20 protein-coding genes are annotated in these 16383 nt (G+C 35.5%); 11 read left to right on the top strand and 9 right to left on the bottom strand.

Annotated elements, in window-relative coordinates:
* The first annotated feature begins 164 nt into the window (after nt 1–164).
* The 7 genes from WMO42_RS08405 (at nt 165) to efp (ending at nt 6498) form a co-directional block, all read left to right on the top strand.
* Nucleotides 165–953: an ABC transporter ATP-binding protein gene (locus tag WMO42_RS08405; protein ID WP_022503328.1), complete on the top strand. Its 789-nt coding sequence runs from the start codon at nt 165–167 to the stop codon at nt 951–953.
* A complete protein-coding gene (locus WMO42_RS08400) occupies nt 950–1768 on the top strand; it encodes an ABC transporter permease (protein WP_022503327.1) in 819 nt (272 codons plus the stop codon). The genes WMO42_RS08405 and WMO42_RS08400 overlap by 4 nt, the downstream gene beginning before the upstream one ends.
* A gap of 143 nt (nt 1769–1911) precedes the next feature.
* Nucleotides 1912–2415, top strand: a complete 504-nt coding sequence (locus WMO42_RS08395; RefSeq protein WP_022503326.1) for a DUF5721 family protein — start codon at nt 1912–1914, stop codon at nt 2413–2415.
* A 205-nt stretch (nt 2416–2620) separates the two neighbouring features.
* Entirely contained in the window at nt 2621–4615 is a 1995-nt protein-coding gene (gene htpG / locus WMO42_RS08390) for a molecular chaperone HtpG (protein ID WP_022503325.1), read from the top strand.
* 75 nt (nt 4616–4690) lie between these two features.
* Nucleotides 4691–5404, top strand: a complete 714-nt coding sequence (gene lepB / locus WMO42_RS08385; RefSeq protein WP_082421520.1) for a signal peptidase I — start codon at nt 4691–4693, stop codon at nt 5402–5404.
* 134 nt (nt 5405–5538) lie between these two features.
* Entirely contained in the window at nt 5539–5850 is a 312-nt protein-coding gene (locus tag WMO42_RS08380; protein ID WP_022503323.1) for a DUF1540 domain-containing protein, read from the top strand.
* Between the two features lie 90 nt (nt 5851–5940).
* Entirely contained in the window at nt 5941–6498 is a 558-nt protein-coding gene (gene efp / locus WMO42_RS08375; RefSeq protein WP_022204406.1) for an elongation factor P, read from the top strand.
* Between the two features lie 176 nt (nt 6499–6674).
* Here the strand turns inward: efp and aroQ are convergent, their stop codons facing one another.
* The 7 genes from aroQ to WMO42_RS08340 all read right to left on the bottom strand — a co-directional run bounded on the left by aroQ (nt 6675) and on the right by WMO42_RS08340 (nt 11570).
* A complete protein-coding gene (gene aroQ / locus WMO42_RS08370) occupies nt 6675–7118 on the bottom strand; it encodes a type II 3-dehydroquinate dehydratase (protein WP_022503322.1) in 444 nt (147 codons plus the stop codon).
* A 2-nt stretch (nt 7119–7120) separates the two neighbouring features.
* Nucleotides 7121–7630, bottom strand: coding sequence for a shikimate kinase (locus WMO42_RS08365; RefSeq protein ID WP_055306138.1), 510 nt, complete (start codon nt 7628–7630; stop codon nt 7121–7123).
* Nucleotides 7623–8495: a shikimate dehydrogenase gene (gene aroE / locus WMO42_RS08360; protein ID WP_349192025.1), complete on the bottom strand. Its 873-nt coding sequence runs from the start codon at nt 8493–8495 to the stop codon at nt 7623–7625. Before aroE ends, WMO42_RS08365 begins: the two co-directional genes overlap by 8 nt.
* A gap of 109 nt (nt 8496–8604) precedes the next feature.
* On the bottom strand, nt 8605–9126 hold the full coding sequence (locus WMO42_RS08355) for a YqeG family HAD IIIA-type phosphatase (protein WP_055174135.1): 522 nt from the start codon (nt 9124–9126) through the stop codon (nt 8605–8607).
* Between the two features lie 67 nt (nt 9127–9193).
* Nucleotides 9194–9643 (bottom strand): transcriptional regulator NrdR, encoded by a 450-nt coding sequence (nrdR, locus tag WMO42_RS08350; protein ID WP_116443773.1) that lies wholly within the window; start codon nt 9641–9643, stop codon nt 9194–9196.
* A gap of 327 nt (nt 9644–9970) precedes the next feature.
* Nucleotides 9971–10747: an RNA polymerase sporulation sigma factor SigG gene (sigG, locus tag WMO42_RS08345; RefSeq protein WP_022503317.1), complete on the bottom strand. Its 777-nt coding sequence runs from the start codon at nt 10745–10747 to the stop codon at nt 9971–9973.
* A 139-nt stretch (nt 10748–10886) separates the two neighbouring features.
* Nucleotides 10887–11570 carry a zinc metallopeptidase gene (locus WMO42_RS08340; protein WP_349192021.1) on the bottom strand — a complete coding sequence of 228 codons (684 nt, stop codon included), beginning with the start codon at nt 11568–11570 and terminating at the stop codon, nt 10887–10889.
* Nucleotides 11571–11750: 180 nt separating this feature from the next.
* Here WMO42_RS08340 and WMO42_RS08335 point away from each other — a divergent pair, with 180 nt between their 5' ends.
* Nucleotides 11751–12005 carry a YlmC/YmxH family sporulation protein gene (locus WMO42_RS08335; RefSeq protein WP_022503315.1) on the top strand — a complete coding sequence of 85 codons (255 nt, stop codon included), beginning with the start codon at nt 11751–11753 and terminating at the stop codon, nt 12003–12005.
* A 78-nt stretch (nt 12006–12083) separates the two neighbouring features.
* Nucleotides 12084–13133: a lactonase family protein gene (locus tag WMO42_RS08330; RefSeq protein WP_022503314.1), complete on the top strand. Its 1050-nt coding sequence runs from the start codon at nt 12084–12086 to the stop codon at nt 13131–13133.
* A gap of 107 nt (nt 13134–13240) precedes the next feature.
* Here the strand turns inward: WMO42_RS08330 and trpS are convergent, their stop codons facing one another.
* Nucleotides 13241–14326 carry a tryptophan--tRNA ligase gene (gene trpS, locus WMO42_RS08325; RefSeq protein ID WP_055174133.1) on the bottom strand — a complete coding sequence of 362 codons (1086 nt, stop codon included), beginning with the start codon at nt 14324–14326 and terminating at the stop codon, nt 13241–13243.
* 162 nt (nt 14327–14488) lie between these two features.
* On the opposite strand from trpS, the gene pyrB reads away from it, so the two are divergent.
* Both pyrB and WMO42_RS08315 read left to right on the top strand, forming a co-directional pair.
* The gene (pyrB, locus tag WMO42_RS08320; protein ID WP_022503312.1) at nt 14489–15409 is read left to right on the top strand and encodes an aspartate carbamoyltransferase; all 921 of its coding nucleotides are present in this window, start codon (nt 14489–14491) and stop codon (nt 15407–15409) included.
* Nucleotides 15410–15425: 16 nt separating this feature from the next.
* Nucleotides 15426–15854: an aspartate carbamoyltransferase regulatory subunit gene (locus WMO42_RS08315; RefSeq protein ID WP_022503311.1), complete on the top strand. Its 429-nt coding sequence runs from the start codon at nt 15426–15428 to the stop codon at nt 15852–15854.
* Between the two features lie 227 nt (nt 15855–16081).
* Here the strand turns inward: WMO42_RS08315 and WMO42_RS08310 are convergent, their stop codons facing one another.
* A complete protein-coding gene (locus WMO42_RS08310; RefSeq protein ID WP_242854100.1) occupies nt 16082–16198 on the bottom strand; it encodes a transposase in 117 nt (38 codons plus the stop codon).
* Nucleotides 16199–16383: the final 185 nt, after the last annotated feature.

Raw genomic sequence — 16383 nt, 5'->3', positions numbered from 1 at the left:
TATTGTACTCTTATTTGGTGGAATTGTAAAGGAGGAATTATCCAATTTTCCTTATCAGAATAAATCACTGCGACTTCTGGTTCTTGTTAATACCATACACCTTTTCACATTTCCACCCCCGCCGCATAAATTATAATAACAATACTTATACCAAGAGGTTATTTATGAAAGCTCTCCCCACCAATTCATCCCCTCCTCTGTTATCGCTTAAAGGTATTTCCTTTGCATATAATACGCCGAAAAGCGAAATTCCTGCACTTGATAATATCTATCTTGATATTATGCCGCAGTCTTTTACATCTATAGTCGGGCCTTCCGGCTGTGGCAAATCGACCTTGCTTTCCATCATATGCGGGCTTCTTTCGCCACAGAAGGGTGAGGTTGTTTTTAACGAGGATATTCTACACGATAATGCTATATCTCCAAGAATTGGATTTATGCCACAGAAGGATACTTTATTTGAATGGCGCACTATTTATAAAAATGTGACACTCGGTCTTGAAATTAATCATCTTAAAGATAAGGAACATTTAGAAAATGTTAACAATATGCTAAAAGAGTATGGCCTATACCAGTTTTGCAATGTCCATCCTTCTGAATTATCCGGAGGCATGCGTCAGCGTGCGGCATTAATAAGAACCCTTGCACTTAACCCGGATATTCTTCTGCTTGATGAACCATTTTCCGCTCTTGATTACCAGACGAGGCTTGAAGTGTCTGATGATATCGGCAAAATCATTAAAGAGCAGAAAAAAACAGCCATTCTTGTTACTCACGATATATCGGAGGCTATCTCTATGGGCGATAGTGTTGTTATTCTTTCACACAGGCCTGCACATATTAAAAAAATTGTTAATATTAACCTTTCCATTCCTGACCGGACACCATTTACTTCAAGACAGGCTCCTGAATTTGCAGGATATTTTAATGAAATATGGGAGGATATACAATGAATAAATCTATCAAAGCAATCAATAAAAAAAACATCTCTAACTCCCGTACACAATATCTTAACCACATAAGATTATATAAAATTTCCATTACTGTATTAAGATTTTTGATTTTAATGGCATTTATTGCCGCCTGGGAAATATCAACCCGTACTGGTATTCTTAATCCATTTATATTCAGCTCACCATCAAGAATATGCACAACTTTTATTGCTATGGCTAAAGATAACAGCATATTCATTCATATATGGACGACACTTTTTGAAACATTTTTATCTTTCTTCCTTATTATAATTGTCGGAATGGGAGCAGCAATTCTTCTCTGGCTGTGGAAAGGCTTATCAGACTGCCTTGAGCCTTTCCTTATTGTGCTTAACAGCCTGCCCAAATCAGCACTTGCCCCTATGATAATCGTCTGGCTTGGCAATAATATGAAAGCTATTATCATAACTGCTATATCTGTAGCTATATTTGGTATGATAATTAACATATATACCGGATTTTTAGAAATTGACAAGGAGAAAATCATTCTTATTAAAACACTTGGCGGAACTAAGAAAGATATTCTTAAGAAACTCATACTTCCCGGTTCTAAGCAGATAATAATAAGCAATATGAAGGTCAACATCGGTCTTTGCCTTGTTGGTGTAATAATTGGCGAATTCTTAGCCGCTGATAAGGGACTTGGCTACCTTATTATATATGGTTCGCAGGTATTCAAGATGACTTATGTATCTATGAGCATTGTTATACTCTGCATTATCTCAACTGTTCTATTCAAACTTGTTGATGTCATTGAGAAAATGTTTCGTGATTGACATTTTTATCTTTTCATAATATACTGCAAATATACAAATTATGCTTTATATCGCATACAGTTTATTGTATACTCATATAGCTTATAATTAATGGCATTACTATAGATTATCACGCGCCACGCTGGCGCAGAAATGAGGATTTAATGATTTCACTCCGCATTAAGGACACTAAAGTATTTATGTCCCAGCTGCTTATCAAGGATACCTTCGATAGAATGCTTCTGTCAGAAGCCACAATAAAGACTGCGTGTTCATACACTATTAATGGACAGATTAACAAGGAATATTATTCTGATGAAGAATGGGATAATCTTAATAATAACGAAAAGTCTTATTCAGAATGGGGTAATATTAAGCCATTCTGTTTTAGTCTTATTAAGGGTAATAAAGTTCCTGCTGCTATGAAGCTTGTTATGCTTGCCTCTTATGAACTTGTCACAGATATTATCGCAAAGAATAACATCGCTGTTATGCCTGAGAATGTTAATGGTCTCTTTATTAATATGAAGTATCAGGAAGGTCATGTAGATATTATTACAGGAACTTCTCTTAATGTATTTACATTAGATAAGCAGCTTGATACAGCCTTCGACCAGTATATCAAGACATTTCTTGCTAATGCCGGTCTTGATTTTGAAGAATTATAGTGAGTTTATTAATATTTAATATTTTTCTAAAGCCTTGATTTTACTGTATTATCTCTATCTTTGTTAGCACTCATTAGATTTGAGTGCTAATTTTTGCTTGACTTCCACTTTTAACAATATTAAACTTAGACTTAATTAAGGATATAAAGATACATATATTTATTCTTTACATCTAATGAATATTAAAAGATAGGAGATAATAATTATGTCTAATACACACGGAAGTTTATCTATTAACAGTGACAATATTTTTCCAATAATTAAAAAATGGATGTACTCTGACCATGATATTTTCTACAGAGAGCTTATATCTAACGGCTGTGATGCCATAACCAAGCTTAAGAAGCTTGATATGATTGGTGAATACGAAGCACCTGATGATATTGAATATAAGATTGATGTTAAAGTAAGTGCTAATAATAAGACTATCAAGATTATTGATAATGGTATTGGTATGACTGATGGTGAAGTTGAAGAATATATTAACCAGATTGCTTTCTCTGGTGCAGAAGCATTTCTTGAAAAATATAAGGACAAGGCTAATGATGACCAGATTATCGGTCACTTCGGACTTGGTTTCTACTCAGCATTTATGGTAGCTGATAAGGTTACTATTGATACTCTTTCTTTTAAGGAAGGTGCTAAGGCTGTTCACTGGGAATGTGACGGCGGTACAGAGTATGATATGTCTGATGGAACAGCTGCAACTCCTGGTACTACTATAACTCTTTACTTAAATGAAGACAGCTACGAATTCGCCAATGAATACAAGGCTCGTGAAGTAGTTGAAAAGTACTGCTCATTTATGCCAGTACCAATCTTCCTTACTAATGAAGATGCCGGCGAACAGACAGAAGAGATTCCAGAGGAAGAAGTAACAGATAAGGATACTGTTCTTGATACATTTATCAAGGAAGCTGTTACAGAAGAAGTTGAAAAAGAGGACGGCACTAAAGAGACAGTCGAAAAAGTTCCAGCAAAGAAGATGGCTAAGATTGTTAAAAGACCTGTTGCTATCAATGATATCCACCCTCTCTGGACTAAACACCCTAACGAATGTACTGAGGATGAATATAAGGAATTCTACCGCAAGGTATTTAACGATTATAAAGAGCCTTTATTCTGGATTCACCTTAATATGGACTATCCTTTTAACTTAAAGGGTATACTTTACTTCCCTAAGATTAATACAGAATACGAGTCAATTGAAGGAACAATTAAGCTTTACAATAATCAGGTATTCGTTGCAGATAACATCAAGGAAGTTATTCCTGAATTCCTTCTTCTCTTAAAGGGTGTTATTGATTGTCCAGATCTTCCTCTTAACGTATCACGTTCTGCACTCCAGAATGATGGCTTTGTTAAGAAGATTTCTGATTACATTACTAAAAAGGTTGCTGACAAGCTTTCTGGTATGTGCAAGACTAACCGTGAGAACTATGAGAAATATTGGGATGACATCAACCCATTCATCAAATTTGGCTGCTTAAAAGATGAAAAGTTCGCTGAGAAGATAAATGATTACATTATATTCAAGAACCTTGAAGGCAAGTATTTAACACTTAAGGATTACCTTGAAGCTAACAAGGAAAAGCACGAGAATACAGTCTTCTATGTAACTGATGAGAAGGAACAGAGCCAGTATATCAATATGTTTAAGAAAGAGAATATGGATGCTATCATTCTTACTCACAATATTGACCAGCCATTCATCACTCATCTTGAAGGCAAGAACGAGGGTCTTAAATTTGCAAGAATTGATACTGACCTTTCTGATATATTCAAGGAAGAAACAAGCGAAGATGAATTAAAGGATGCAACTGAAAGCCTTACAGCTACATTTAAGAAAGCACTTAACAATGATAATCTTAATATCAAGGTTGAAAAGTTAAAGGATGCTTCTGTATCTTCTATGATTACTCTTTCCGAGCAGGATAGACGTATGCAGGATATGATGAAGATGTACGGTATGTCAGGAATGGATCCGGCTATGTTTGGTTCTACAGGACAGACTTTAATTCTTAATGCTAACAACAGTCTTGTTCAGTATGTTCTTAACAATAAAGATGGTGAGAATACTGATATTATCTGTAAACAGCTTTACGACCTTGCACTTATAAGCCACGCTCCACTTACAGGAAACCAGATGACTGAATTCATTGCAAGAAGTAATAAGATTATGGAATTACTTGCAAAATAATACAATTTAACATATGATAGGATATACGGGGTGAATTCATTCGCCCCGTATATCAATTAGATTGGGGACTAACGTATGACTACTAATAACAACAATACACCTGATGAAGATGATTTAGATTATATCGATTTTGATGATGATTATGATGATATTGAAGATGACGATGATAACGATGATGATTATTCTTACAGCCGTTCTGATAATATCAGCAGACATACAGATAATAATAAGAAGCAGGAGTATTCTGTTGTTAAATTTATAGTATCAGAAGCCTTCAGTTTCATTAAAATTGTAATATTTGCAGCTATCATTGCCCTGCTCTGCACCAATTTCATAATCATTAATGCCGAAGTTCCATCTGGTTCTATGAGAGATACAATATGGGAAGGCGACCGCCTTTTCGGTTTCAGGCTTGCTTACAAGTTCAGCGAACCAAAGCGCGGTGACGTTATAATCTTTAAATATCCTGATAATGAGTCAGAGAATTATGTTAAGCGTGTTATTGGTCTTCCTAATGAAATAGTCCAGATTAAGGAAGGGCATGTATACATCAATGGTGATGAGCTTGATGAGCCATATATCAAAGAATATATATATGATGACGGCGAAACACACACTTATATTGTTCCTGACGGCTGTTATTTTATGCTTGGTGATAATCGTAATAACTCCAAAGACTCAAGATACTGGACTAACACATATGTTAAGAAAGAAAAGATAATTGCCAAGGTGCTTATCCGTTATTACAGCGGTGAAAAGGGACGCATTTCCTTTAGCAGAATCAGTTAAAATTTCATACAATTTATAATGTAACGTATAATAAATCACCTCCTGTTAATACTACTACTGTGTATTGCAAATGTTCTATTTATTAAAGCATTTACCAGACACTTAAGTTAAAGATTAACAGGAGGTAATTTATTATGACTAATTTAAGCTGTAACGCTTGTAGCTGTGTACACAATGATGATAACTGCTGCTGCCTTAATGGTATTGATGTAAAGGGAAGTAATGCCTGTGAGTGCAGTGAAACTTGCTGTGGAAGCTATTCTTACAAAGATGGCTCTGCTAAGAATAATACTGCTTCGCCTAAGCTTAATCTTCAGATAAAGTGTGCCGCACATAACTGCGTGTATAACAATAACGAAGCTTGTCAGGCTGACCACGTTGATATATCAGGCATAACAGCCGTAAATGCTGACGATACTGTCTGTTCAACCTTTAAATCCAAATAATAAATTAACATAAACAAAAAAGAGGTTGCCAAATTATTCATTTTATTATAAAATTATAATAGTTATGATAATTAGGAGGTATACCAAAGAATGGTAAGCGCAGGAGATTTTAAGAATGGTTTAACAATTCAGATGGATAATAACATTTGGCAGATTATTGAATTCCAGCATGTAAAGCCTGGTAAGGGTGCTGCTTTCGTTAGAACAAAGTTAAAGAATATCGTGAGTGGTGGTGTTGTTGAAAAGTCTTTCAGACCTACAGAAAAGTTTGACCTCGCTCATATTGAGAAAAGAGAATATCAGTATCTTTACTCAGATGGTGATCTTTACAACTTTATGGATACAGAGACATTTGAACAGATTGCATTATCTGCTGAGAATGTTGGTGATTCACTTAAGTTCGTTAAAGAGAACGAGATGGTTAAGCTCTGTTCACACAACGGTAACGTATTCTCTATTGAGCCACCTATCACTGTTGAACTTCAGATTACAGAATCTGAACCAGGTGTTAAGGGTGATACAGCTACAGGTGCTACAAAGCCAGCTATCCTTGAAACAGGTGCTAAGATTTTAGTTCCATTATTTGTTAACCAGGGTGATACAATTAAGATTGATACAAGAACAGGTGAATATATTTCACGTGTTTAATTAATCAGATTAAAGGTTAAGATTTATAAGATATTTATTATATTTTAACATAATAAGTTCTTAAAAAGAGCCTGTACACTTTCATCGGTGTACAGGCTTTTTTATTCTGCCCATTATAAAGAAGAGCCTATAGCCAAATCGTGCTATAGGTTCTTCTTTATAATGATTATCCTCTATTAATTACTCTTCGTCATATCTGTTAATGCTTCCATCGCATACAGATAACCTCTAAGTCCAAGTCCTACAACCTGTCCCTGACATACTGGAACTGTAACAGATGTATGTCTGAATTCTTCTCTTGTATGAACATTGGATATATGTACTTCTATCTTCGGTATTGCAGCTATCGAAGCAAGTGCATCTCTTACTGCATAGCTGTAATGTGTAAATGCCCCCGGATTAATTACAATACCATCAACATCATTGTAATAAGCTTCCTGAAGCTTATCTATAATTGCACCCTCATGGTTGCTCTGGAATACCTCAACTTTAACATTAAGTTCCTCTGCTTTCTTGTTAATCATATCAACAAGCGTGTCATAATTATCATTACCATATATTCCTTTTTCTCTTATTCCAAGGAAATTAATATTAGGTCCGTTAATAACAAGTATCTTCATTGCTAATCCTCCATATTCTTAATGATTGCTGTATACATCTGTTCAAATGACATCTTCTGCGTATCAACTATCATATCAGCCGCATCCAGATATATATCTTCTCTCTGCTCCATAAGGTTATGTATCTTCTCGTGAAGCCCACCGCCCTGTAATAATGGACGTTTGGTGTCCTTGCTCAACCTTTTGCAAAGTTCCTCCTCAGAAGCTTTAAGATATACTACTGTTCCAAGCTTTCTTAAAAGCTCCCTATTGACCTCTCTTAACACAAGTCCGCCACCAACAGATATGACGCAGTTATCAAGAGTATCTGATAACTCTTTTACCGTCTCTGTCTCCATATCCCTGAAAGCTTCCTCTCCCTTCGTTGCAAAGATTTCGCTTATTGTTGTATTCTGCTTTTTCTCGATATACTCATCTGTATCATAGAACTTTCTATTATGTCGTCTTGAAACCCAGCGGCCAAATGTCGTCTTTCCACTTCCCATAAATCCAATAAGTACAATATTATTCAATTCCAAGTTCCTCTTTCATCTTATTATACACTTTATCCGCCTGTTCTTTTGTGACACTTACATCATTCCATAACTCATACGCCGCAACTCCTTGGTATAAAAGCATTTTTAAACCGTTGCAGGCTGGCTTTCCGGCATTTTTACACATTTTCATAAAACGTGTTTCACTAGGATTATATATAATATCAACTCCGACTTTTACCTTCTTATAAAATGCTTCATCATCAATTACAACATCATCCACATTAGGATAAAGTCCAACGCTTGTGGTCTGTATCACAACGTAATCATCAGCTTCCAGCTTATCATACTCACTTATAAGCATAGGCTTTATACATTCTTTACCGAAATAGTCATTAACTGCTTTGGCTATATCGTAAGCCTTTTCCTTAGTCCTGTTAAGCATATATATTTCTTTAGCACCGCTCTTTGCACATAAAAATGCTATTGCTCTTGCCGCTCCGCCTGCACCAAGAATTACACAACGGCTGCCTAAAAGCACAACTCCCTCGTCTATAAGTTCTCTTTCAAGTCCCAATATATCTGTATTATAGCCTTTATAGCCCTTATCTGTTCTTACAAGCGTATTAACAGCTCCTATAGCTTTAGCAAGCGGATCAATATCCACAAGTGACTCCATAACAGCCTGCTTGTGTGGAACTGTTACATTAAGTCCTAATATGTTAAGTGCATAAGCTCCATTTACTGCTGTGACAACATCACCCTTTTCAACCTTGAAGGTTGTATACACCATATTCATATCCATAAGCCGTGCAAGGCTGTTATGTATCACCGGGGAAATTGAATGTCCCACCGGATTACCTATAAGACCGCACACTCTTGTTGTACCATTAATATCTATCATTAAAATCTTACTTCCTTTCTTATGAGCTTATATCTAAAGTACAGATAAATTCATATATTATGAAATCACAATAAATATATATCTTGAAATTATATTAAACCTATATGTATTAGAAACCTGCTTTTCCACCTTCTTTTTTAATATGCTTCTTATAAAAATGCAGAACTATCCATTCAAGCCTTCTTTTTAGAATTATCTGTATCTCCTCGTGCTTGTCTATCGGCTTTACAAGAACAGACTTAATTCCTGCCCTGTTAGCACCCCACACATCTGTGAACAACTGATCCCCCACAAAATATGTGTCAGACTTATCAGTATTCATATACTCCATAGCTTTAACATAATTCTTAGGAGATGGCTTTCCTGCCTTGCTTACATATAATGAACCAACCTCATCTGCAAGCGGCTTAACCCTGTATTCTTTATTATTGGATATTATGCAGGTATTATATCCCATAGCCTTTAAATCACCGAACAGCTTCTTTGCACGCTCAGTAACCGGTGCTCCGTGTTCAACAAGCGTGTTGTCAACATCAAATATAATTCCCCTGTAACCTTTATCATAAAGTCCCTTATAATCTATATCGTATGCAGAGTCTATATACATATCCGGATAAAACCTTTTAAACATCTGTAATTACTACCTTTCTTATCAGCCTTTCTGCTGTTCTTAAGCATTTGTTACTTTTAAGTATCTACTACTTTTTAAGTATTTTCTTGATTTCGTCCATAAATGTATTAACATCCTTAAACTCCCTGTATACAGAAGCAAATCTTACATATGCAACTTCATCTAAATCCTTTAACTTATCCATAACAATAGAACCTATCGTTGTTGTAGGTATCTCTTTCTCCCCCATATTAAATATCTGTCCCTCAATGTCATCTACCATATCATTAATCTGTGTCATTGATATCGGACGCTTATGGCACGACCTCACTATTCCAGCCACTATCTTTTCCCTGTCATAAGGTTCTCTGTTATTATCTTTCTTCACAACTATAAGAGGAAGCGTCTCTACTTTCTCGTATGTGGTAAAACGCTTTCCACATTCATCACACTGACGGCGTCTTCTTATAGAGCTGTCATCTGTAGGTCTTGAATCTATTACTCTTGTATTCTCTTTTCCGCAATATGGGCACTTCATTCACAAACCTCCCCTAAATACAATAAACTACTAGAATTATAGCCCACTGGTGCTGTTATGTCAAAATATCTATAAAATATTCCATAAACACACTATAGCACTAATTAATAATCAATCTATATTACAGTCAAAAGCCTTTCTGACTGTAAAGACATACAATAATAATACCATATACAATACACATAACATAAAATATCAGGGCTGCCGCACCAAATATAATCTATAATATAAAGACATTATCAACCTGTTATTATCTTCCTATTATAAATTCTACTTTGTGCGACAGCCCTTTATTTATTTATTATTTTATTAATACTTGCTATGCTGTTAAGACATATGCTTCTTCATATTCTTAAGAGCACATTTTTCAAGCCTGCTTACCTGTGCCTGTGATATTCCAATCTCTTCGGCTATCTCCATCTGTGTCTTATATTCATAAAAACGCTTTCTTATTATCTGCTGTTCACGCCCGCTTAACTTTGCAAAGGCAGAGTCCAATGCCAGATGTGTAACCCAGTTCTCTTCCCCATCTGCTTTATCTTTAATCTGGTCTATGACATATAATGTATCCCCGCCTTCATTAAATACCGGTTCATACAGTGAAACAGTTGGGGATACAGCCTCAAGTGCTATAACAATATCCTCCTTAGATGCTCCTATCTCACTTGCAATCTCCGATATTGTCGGTTCCTTCTGCCTGCTCTTTAATAGCTGTTCTTTTGTATAAAGTGCCTTATAAGCCATATCCTTTAATGAACGGCTTACTCTTATTGCACTGTTATCACGAAGATACCTCTTAATCTCCCCAGTAATCATTGGAACTGCATAGGTTGAGAACTGCACGCCCTGCGATACATCAAAATTGTCTATTGATTTTATAAGACCTATACAGCCAATCTGGAATAAATCATCCACATTTTCATTACTGTTGGAAAATCTGCCAACAATGCTTAATACCAGACGGAGATTACCTTTAATAAATCTCTCTCTTGCTGTCTGGTCACCAGCCTTTATCTTTAATAAAAGCTCTTTCTTCTCCTTCGCACTAAGCAGAGGCAGCTCCTGCGTATTAACACCACATATCGTAACTTTTACACCAGCCATTAACCTTTCCTCCTAAAGACATTGCGAACATTTATCTTTAGTGGAAAGGCATACATTTAAGTTCGCTTATATTACAAGCATTACCACATAAATGTACTTTTATACTGTTGTGAACTGGCAATTATATACATATTTAATATTAATCATCTCTTCTTGTAAGAAGAACAAGTCTTAAAAGCTGAAGAATAGATGTAAGAAGTGCCGCTACATATGTTAATGCTGCTGCTGTAAGCACCTTTCTTGCACCGGTAAGTTCACTTGACTCAAGCATATTACGTTCTCTTAAGGTTCTTAATGCTCTTGCGGAAGCATCAAATTCAACCGGGAGAGTAAGAAGCTGGAATACTACAACAAGTGAGAAAAGCACTACTCCAAGCTGCATAAGTCCTGTAGCTCCAAGGAATAAACCTAAAAGAATTATTGGCCATGAAAGAGCTGAACCAATATTAGCTATCGGTATTACAGCTGCTCTTATCTTAATTGGAAAATATTCTTCGTCATACTGCATAGCATGTCCACACTCATGGGCGGCCACGCCTATAGCTGCTACTGATGTTGAATTGTATACAGAATCTGATAATCTAAGAACTCCTTCCTTTGGTGAATAATGGTCTGTAAGATTACCGCTTACTCTCTCAATTCTTACATTAGTAATTCCTGCCGCTCTTAATATTTCCTGTGCTGCCATAGCACCTGTAAGCCCTGAACGGCTGTTATACTTATCATATCTGTTAAATGTCGATTTAACATTCATAGATGCTATAAGACTTATTATTACACCTATAATAACGAGTATATATGTTGCATCATAGAAATAATACATATATTTTCCTCCATCGAATTATCAATTTTATTATTTAATATGATAGCCTATGCCAATCTGTGTGTCAAACCCATAACACATTTGTTCATTAATATTTCATTATTATACCTGTTATATGCACTTTCCCCTTTAAAAATACATATTTTATATTAAGTATAATTATATAAAATGAGGTGTTGTATGAAGATATTTGAACTAAAAAACAAGCAGGTTATCAACGAAGAGGACTGCTGTATTATAGGCTGTGTTATTGATATTGACTTTGACCCTAAAAATGGCTGTATCAATTCTATAATAATTCCTGGTCCTGGACGGCTTTGCGGCTTCTTTGGACGTGAATTTGTGTATGTCATACCTTTCAGATGTATCAAATCTATTGGGCGTGACATTATCCTTGTCAATGTCTGCCTTGATAAACATAAAGAAAAATGCTAATATATACATATAATTTAGTGAGTACACGGTTATTTAACTTATCTTGACTATACGTTATATTTTGATTGGAGGTTACTTATGAACGATAGATATGTGGCTTATGCAGGTACTTATACCCACGAAAGCAGCAAAGGTATTCATATATATGATATGGACGTTGAAAAGGGACGAATAACTGAAAGATGTGAGGTTACAATTGATAATCCCTCATATATAACATTATCTTCTAATAAGAAGTATTTATACGCAATATGTGATCAGGGTATTTCTTCATTTGCTATTACTGAAGATGGTTCTCTTGAACTTATGAATGTTGCTTCTATCAACGGAATGAGAGGCTGTCATATTTCTGTAACTAAGGATAACCGTTTTCTTGTTATTTCCGGCTATCACGATGGCAAGATTACTGTAATGCATATTAATGCTGATGGTTCTTTAGGCGATATAGCTGATGAGGTATTTCATAAGGGTCTTGGAAGCGTTGCTGAACGTAATTTCAGACCCCATATAAGTCATACCTGCTTTACACCTGATGAAGAACTTTTATGTGTATGTGATCTTGGAATTGACCAGATTAAGCTTTATGAATTCAACCATACAACTGGAAAGCTCAAGCTTTTTGATATTATACGTTCACAGCTTGAATCTGCTCCAAGAAAGATGATATTCTCAGAAGATGGACGATTCGCTTATGTTGTATGTGAATTAAAGAATTATATTAACGTATATTCTTATGATGCTTCTTCTGATAAGAACAGATTTGAGATGATTCAGAATATATTCACTGTAAGACGCGACCATAAGTCTAACAGTGCAGCTTCAGACATATGCCTTACTAATTCAGGCAATAACTTAATCTGCTCTAATGCCGGTGATAACACTGCTACAATATATTCTGTGGACAAGACTACAGGAAAGATAATTACACTTAACTCACTTCCTGTAAGTGGTGATTATCCTAAGTACATATGCCTTTTTCCTGATGACAAGCACCTTTTATCCATGAATAATGAAGGCAACTCAATAACAATATTTACTGTAGACTATACCAAAGGACTTATTGTTATGAATGGCAAAGAACTTAAAATATCACGTCCTAACAATATGGTTATTAAAAAGTTAGATTAATTAATGAAGGCTTGGCCATAAATCCAGACCAAGCCTTTATCAAAGCAAAAGGCACTGTGCTATATGCATTCTCATCCTGAATACATATATGGCACAGTGCCTTTTTATTATCCGCTGTACTTTTCTGACTGTGCATTTATAAGCTGAACATCATCAAAGTAATTAATCTTCATAGCAGCCTTAACTTCGCTTAATGTCTGTTCTGCTACCTCATAAGCATTCTTAGTTCCCTGTTTAAGTATCTCGTATACATAAGGAATATCCTTCTCATATTCGTGTCTTCTATTTCTGATTGGCTCTAATTCCTTGTTAAGAACATTTAAAAGGAACTTCTTAACCTTAACATCACCAAGTCCACCTCTCTTATAGTGGTCTTTTAATTCATCAAGGTTATTATACTCTGGTAAGAATAATCCAAAGTCTTCTTCCTTACTGAATGCATCAAGATATGTAAATACAGTATTACCTTCTATCTTACCAGGATCCGATACCTTAATATGATCTGGATCTGTATACATACTCATAACCTTTTTCTTAACATCTTCTTCTGTATCAGAAAGATATATGCAGTTACCAAGCGACTTACTCATCTTAGCTTTGCCATCTGTACCTGGAAGTCTTAAACATACTTTATTATCCGGAAGAAGTATCTGTGGTTCTACCAATGTATCTCCATATACTGAATTGAACTTTCTTACAATCTCTCTTGTCTGTTCAATCATCGGCTCCTGATCCTCACCTGCCGGAACTGTTGTAGCCTTAAATGCTGTTATATCAGCGGCCTGGCTTATTGGATAGCAGAAAAATCCAACCGGTATGCTCGCTTCAAAGTTACGCATCTGGATCTCTGACTTAACTGTTGGGTTTCTCTGAAGTCTTGAAACTGTAACAAGATTCATATAATAAAATGTAAGCTCTGTAAGCTGTGAAATCTGTGACTGAATAAATATATCAGACTTGGCTGGGTCTAAACCGACTGAAAGATAATCAAGTGCAACCTCTATTATGTTCTGGCGTACCTTCTCAGGATTATCAGCATTATCTGTAAGTGCCTGAGCATCTGCTATCATAATAAATATCTTATCGTATTCACCTGAATTCTGTAATTCTACTCTTCTCTTTAATGAACCAACATAATGACCAACATGAAGCTTTCCTGTTGGACGGTCACCTGTTAATATTATCTTAGACATATTGCTCCTCCATTCTTATGCAACGCATCTATGCATATCACAAATATTCATAATTTTATCACATTTTTTTTAAAATAACAATTGAGAATTAATCTAATTAATAGTAATATATATAACAGAGTGCCAAGAGCACAATAATATATACTTGTGGAGGAACAATTAATGAAACATTTACTTAGTCCACTAGACTTAAGTGTCACAGAACTTGAAGATTTACTTAATCTTGCAAGAGACATTTCTAAAGATCCTAAAAAATACAGCCATGTATGTGATGGTAAAAAGTTAGCAACTTTATTTTATGAACCTAGTACAAGAACCCGTCTTAGTTTTGAAGCAGCAATGCTCAATCTTGGAGGGTCTGTATTAGGTTTTTCTTCTGCTAACTCAAGTTCAGCATCAAAGGGCGAAAGCGTGGCTGATACTATACGGGTAATTTCCTGCTATGCAGACATATGTGCTATGCGCCACCCAAAAGAAGGTGCTCCTATGGTTGCAGCAAGCAAGTCTTCTATACCTGTAATCAATGCAGGTGATGGCGGACACCAGCACCCAACACAGACACTTACAGATCTTATGACTATAAGGGAACTCCGCGGTTCTCTTGACAACTTTACAATAGGCCTTTGTGGTGACCTTAAGTTCGGAAGAACTGTTCATTCACTTATCAATTCACTCGTAAGATATAAAAATGTCAAATTCGTGCTTATATCTCCTAAGGAATTAAGAATACCTGATTATATAAGAGATGATGTATTAAAAGCCAACCAGGCTGAATTCATTGAAATGGAAAACCTAGAAGATGCTATGCCTGAGCTTAACATATTATATATGACAAGAGTACAGCGTGAAAGATTCTTCTCAGAAGATGAATACCTCAGAATGAAAGATTTCTATATACTTGATAAGTCAAAAATGGCTCTTGCAAAAGAGGATATGTATGTTCTTCACCCACTTCCTCGTGTTAATGAAATATCAGTAGATATAGATGATGACCCAAGAGCTGCTTACTTTAAACAGGTACAATTCGGTGTATATGTAAGAATGGCTCTTATTATGACACTTCTTGGTCTTAATAACAAGTAAATATAGGAGGGTAATTATGTTAAATGTAGGACAACTTAATGAAGGCTTTGTACTAGACCATATTGAAGCCGGCAAATCAATGATGATATATAATAACCTTGGTCTTGGCGAACTCGACTGTCAGGTTGCTATTATCAAGAATGCAAGAAGCAGTAAAATGGGAAGAAAGGATATTATCAAGATTGAGGGCGGACTTGACCTTGTTGATTTAGATGTATTAGGATTTATCGATCATAATATCACTGTTAATATTATTAAAGACGGACAGATAGTAGATAAGAAATCACTTTCATTACCAAAGCAGATTACTAATGTTATCAAATGTAAGAATCCTAGATGTATTACTTCTATTGAACAGGGTCTTGACCATGTATTTGTTCTTTCTGACCCTGTTAAGCAGGTATACAGATGTAAATACTGTGAAGAGAAATATACTGGTAAATAATATCCCCCAATACAACATTCGTACAGCTTTATTATATAAGCTTGAAGTTCTAATGTAATCTCCTGATTATATAGTAAAAAGGGGATGTGAAAAAACTCGATTGAGTTTTTTCGCATCTCCCTTTTTGTACCTGTTGTGTATAAATGACTGAAATCATGCGCAAAGAAAGCGCACTTCCCCTACCCCATAGAAATTCTTTTTTTGAATCTATGCGGCAGTTCTGTTTCTCATCTTTTTTTCTGATATTTATATAGATTGTGGCCTATCGCCACAAATAAAACTTCCAGTTTGACTGAATGAATACCTCTTCGGACAATTTTCTTGTACCAACGGTCGTTTTTCATAATTCCGAAAGTCAAGTGTTCATAATGACGCTGTTCTTTGGATTTTCGCTTTCCACTTCCGTAAACAAATGTACTTGTATCCAGTTCCCATAAAAGTACTAGCTGCTCAACGATTTCATTCAGATAATCCGGTACATACTTAGTTACCAGTGAACCAATGGTATTTAGATAATGCAAACAATACT

The sequence above is a fragment of the Lachnospira sp. CLA-JM-H23 genome (assembly GCF_040096425.1).
GTDB classification, from domain to species: Bacteria; Bacillota; Clostridia; order Lachnospirales; family Lachnospiraceae; genus Lachnospira; species Lachnospira rogosae.
The sequence above is the reverse complement of the archived record's forward strand: the minus strand, read 5'-3'. Positions and strand labels throughout refer to the sequence as shown.

Excerpts from the sequence above, each read along its gene's own strand:
- WMO42_RS08380 (WP_022503323.1), top strand. The coding sequence starts at position 5,539 with ATGACTAATTTAAGCTGTAACGCTTGTAGCTGTGTACACAATGATGAT.
- lepB (WP_082421520.1), top strand. The coding sequence starts at position 4,691 with ATGACTACTAATAACAACAATACACCTGATGAAGATGATTTAGATTAT.
- aroE (WP_349192025.1), bottom strand. The coding sequence starts at position 8,495 with ATGATAGATATTAATGGTACAACAAGAGTGTGCGGTCTTATAGGTAAT.
- efp (WP_022204406.1), top strand. The coding sequence starts at position 5,941 with ATGGTAAGCGCAGGAGATTTTAAGAATGGTTTAACAATTCAGATGGAT.
- trpS (WP_055174133.1), bottom strand. The coding sequence starts at position 14,326 with ATGTCTAAGATAATATTAACAGGTGACCGTCCAACAGGAAAGCTTCAT.
- htpG (WP_022503325.1), top strand. The coding sequence starts at position 2,621 with ATGTCTAATACACACGGAAGTTTATCTATTAACAGTGACAATATTTTT.
- WMO42_RS08330 (WP_022503314.1), top strand. The coding sequence starts at position 12,084 with ATGAACGATAGATATGTGGCTTATGCAGGTACTTATACCCACGAAAGC.
- WMO42_RS08310 (WP_242854100.1), bottom strand. The coding sequence starts at position 16,198 with ATGAAAAACGACCGTTGGTACAAGAAAATTGTCCGAAGAGGTATTCAT.
- pyrB (WP_022503312.1), top strand. The coding sequence starts at position 14,489 with ATGAAACATTTACTTAGTCCACTAGACTTAAGTGTCACAGAACTTGAA.
- aroQ (WP_022503322.1), bottom strand. The coding sequence starts at position 7,118 with ATGAAGATACTTGTTATTAACGGACCTAATATTAATTTCCTTGGAATA.
- WMO42_RS08315 (WP_022503311.1), top strand. The coding sequence starts at position 15,426 with ATGTTAAATGTAGGACAACTTAATGAAGGCTTTGTACTAGACCATATT.
- WMO42_RS08335 (WP_022503315.1), top strand. The coding sequence starts at position 11,751 with ATGAAGATATTTGAACTAAAAAACAAGCAGGTTATCAACGAAGAGGAC.
- WMO42_RS08405 (WP_022503328.1), top strand. The coding sequence starts at position 165 with ATGAAAGCTCTCCCCACCAATTCATCCCCTCCTCTGTTATCGCTTAAA.
- sigG (WP_022503317.1), bottom strand. The coding sequence starts at position 10,747 with ATGGCTGGTGTAAAAGTTACGATATGTGGTGTTAATACGCAGGAGCTG.
- WMO42_RS08395 (WP_022503326.1), top strand. The coding sequence starts at position 1,912 with ATGATTTCACTCCGCATTAAGGACACTAAAGTATTTATGTCCCAGCTG.
- WMO42_RS08355 (WP_055174135.1), bottom strand. The coding sequence starts at position 9,126 with ATGTTTAAAAGGTTTTATCCGGATATGTATATAGACTCTGCATACGAT.
- nrdR (WP_116443773.1), bottom strand. The coding sequence starts at position 9,643 with ATGAAGTGCCCATATTGCGGAAAAGAGAATACAAGAGTAATAGATTCA.
- WMO42_RS08400 (WP_022503327.1), top strand. The coding sequence starts at position 950 with ATGAATAAATCTATCAAAGCAATCAATAAAAAAAACATCTCTAACTCC.
- WMO42_RS08340 (WP_349192021.1), bottom strand. The coding sequence starts at position 11,570 with ATGTATTATTTCTATGATGCAACATATATACTCGTTATTATAGGTGTA.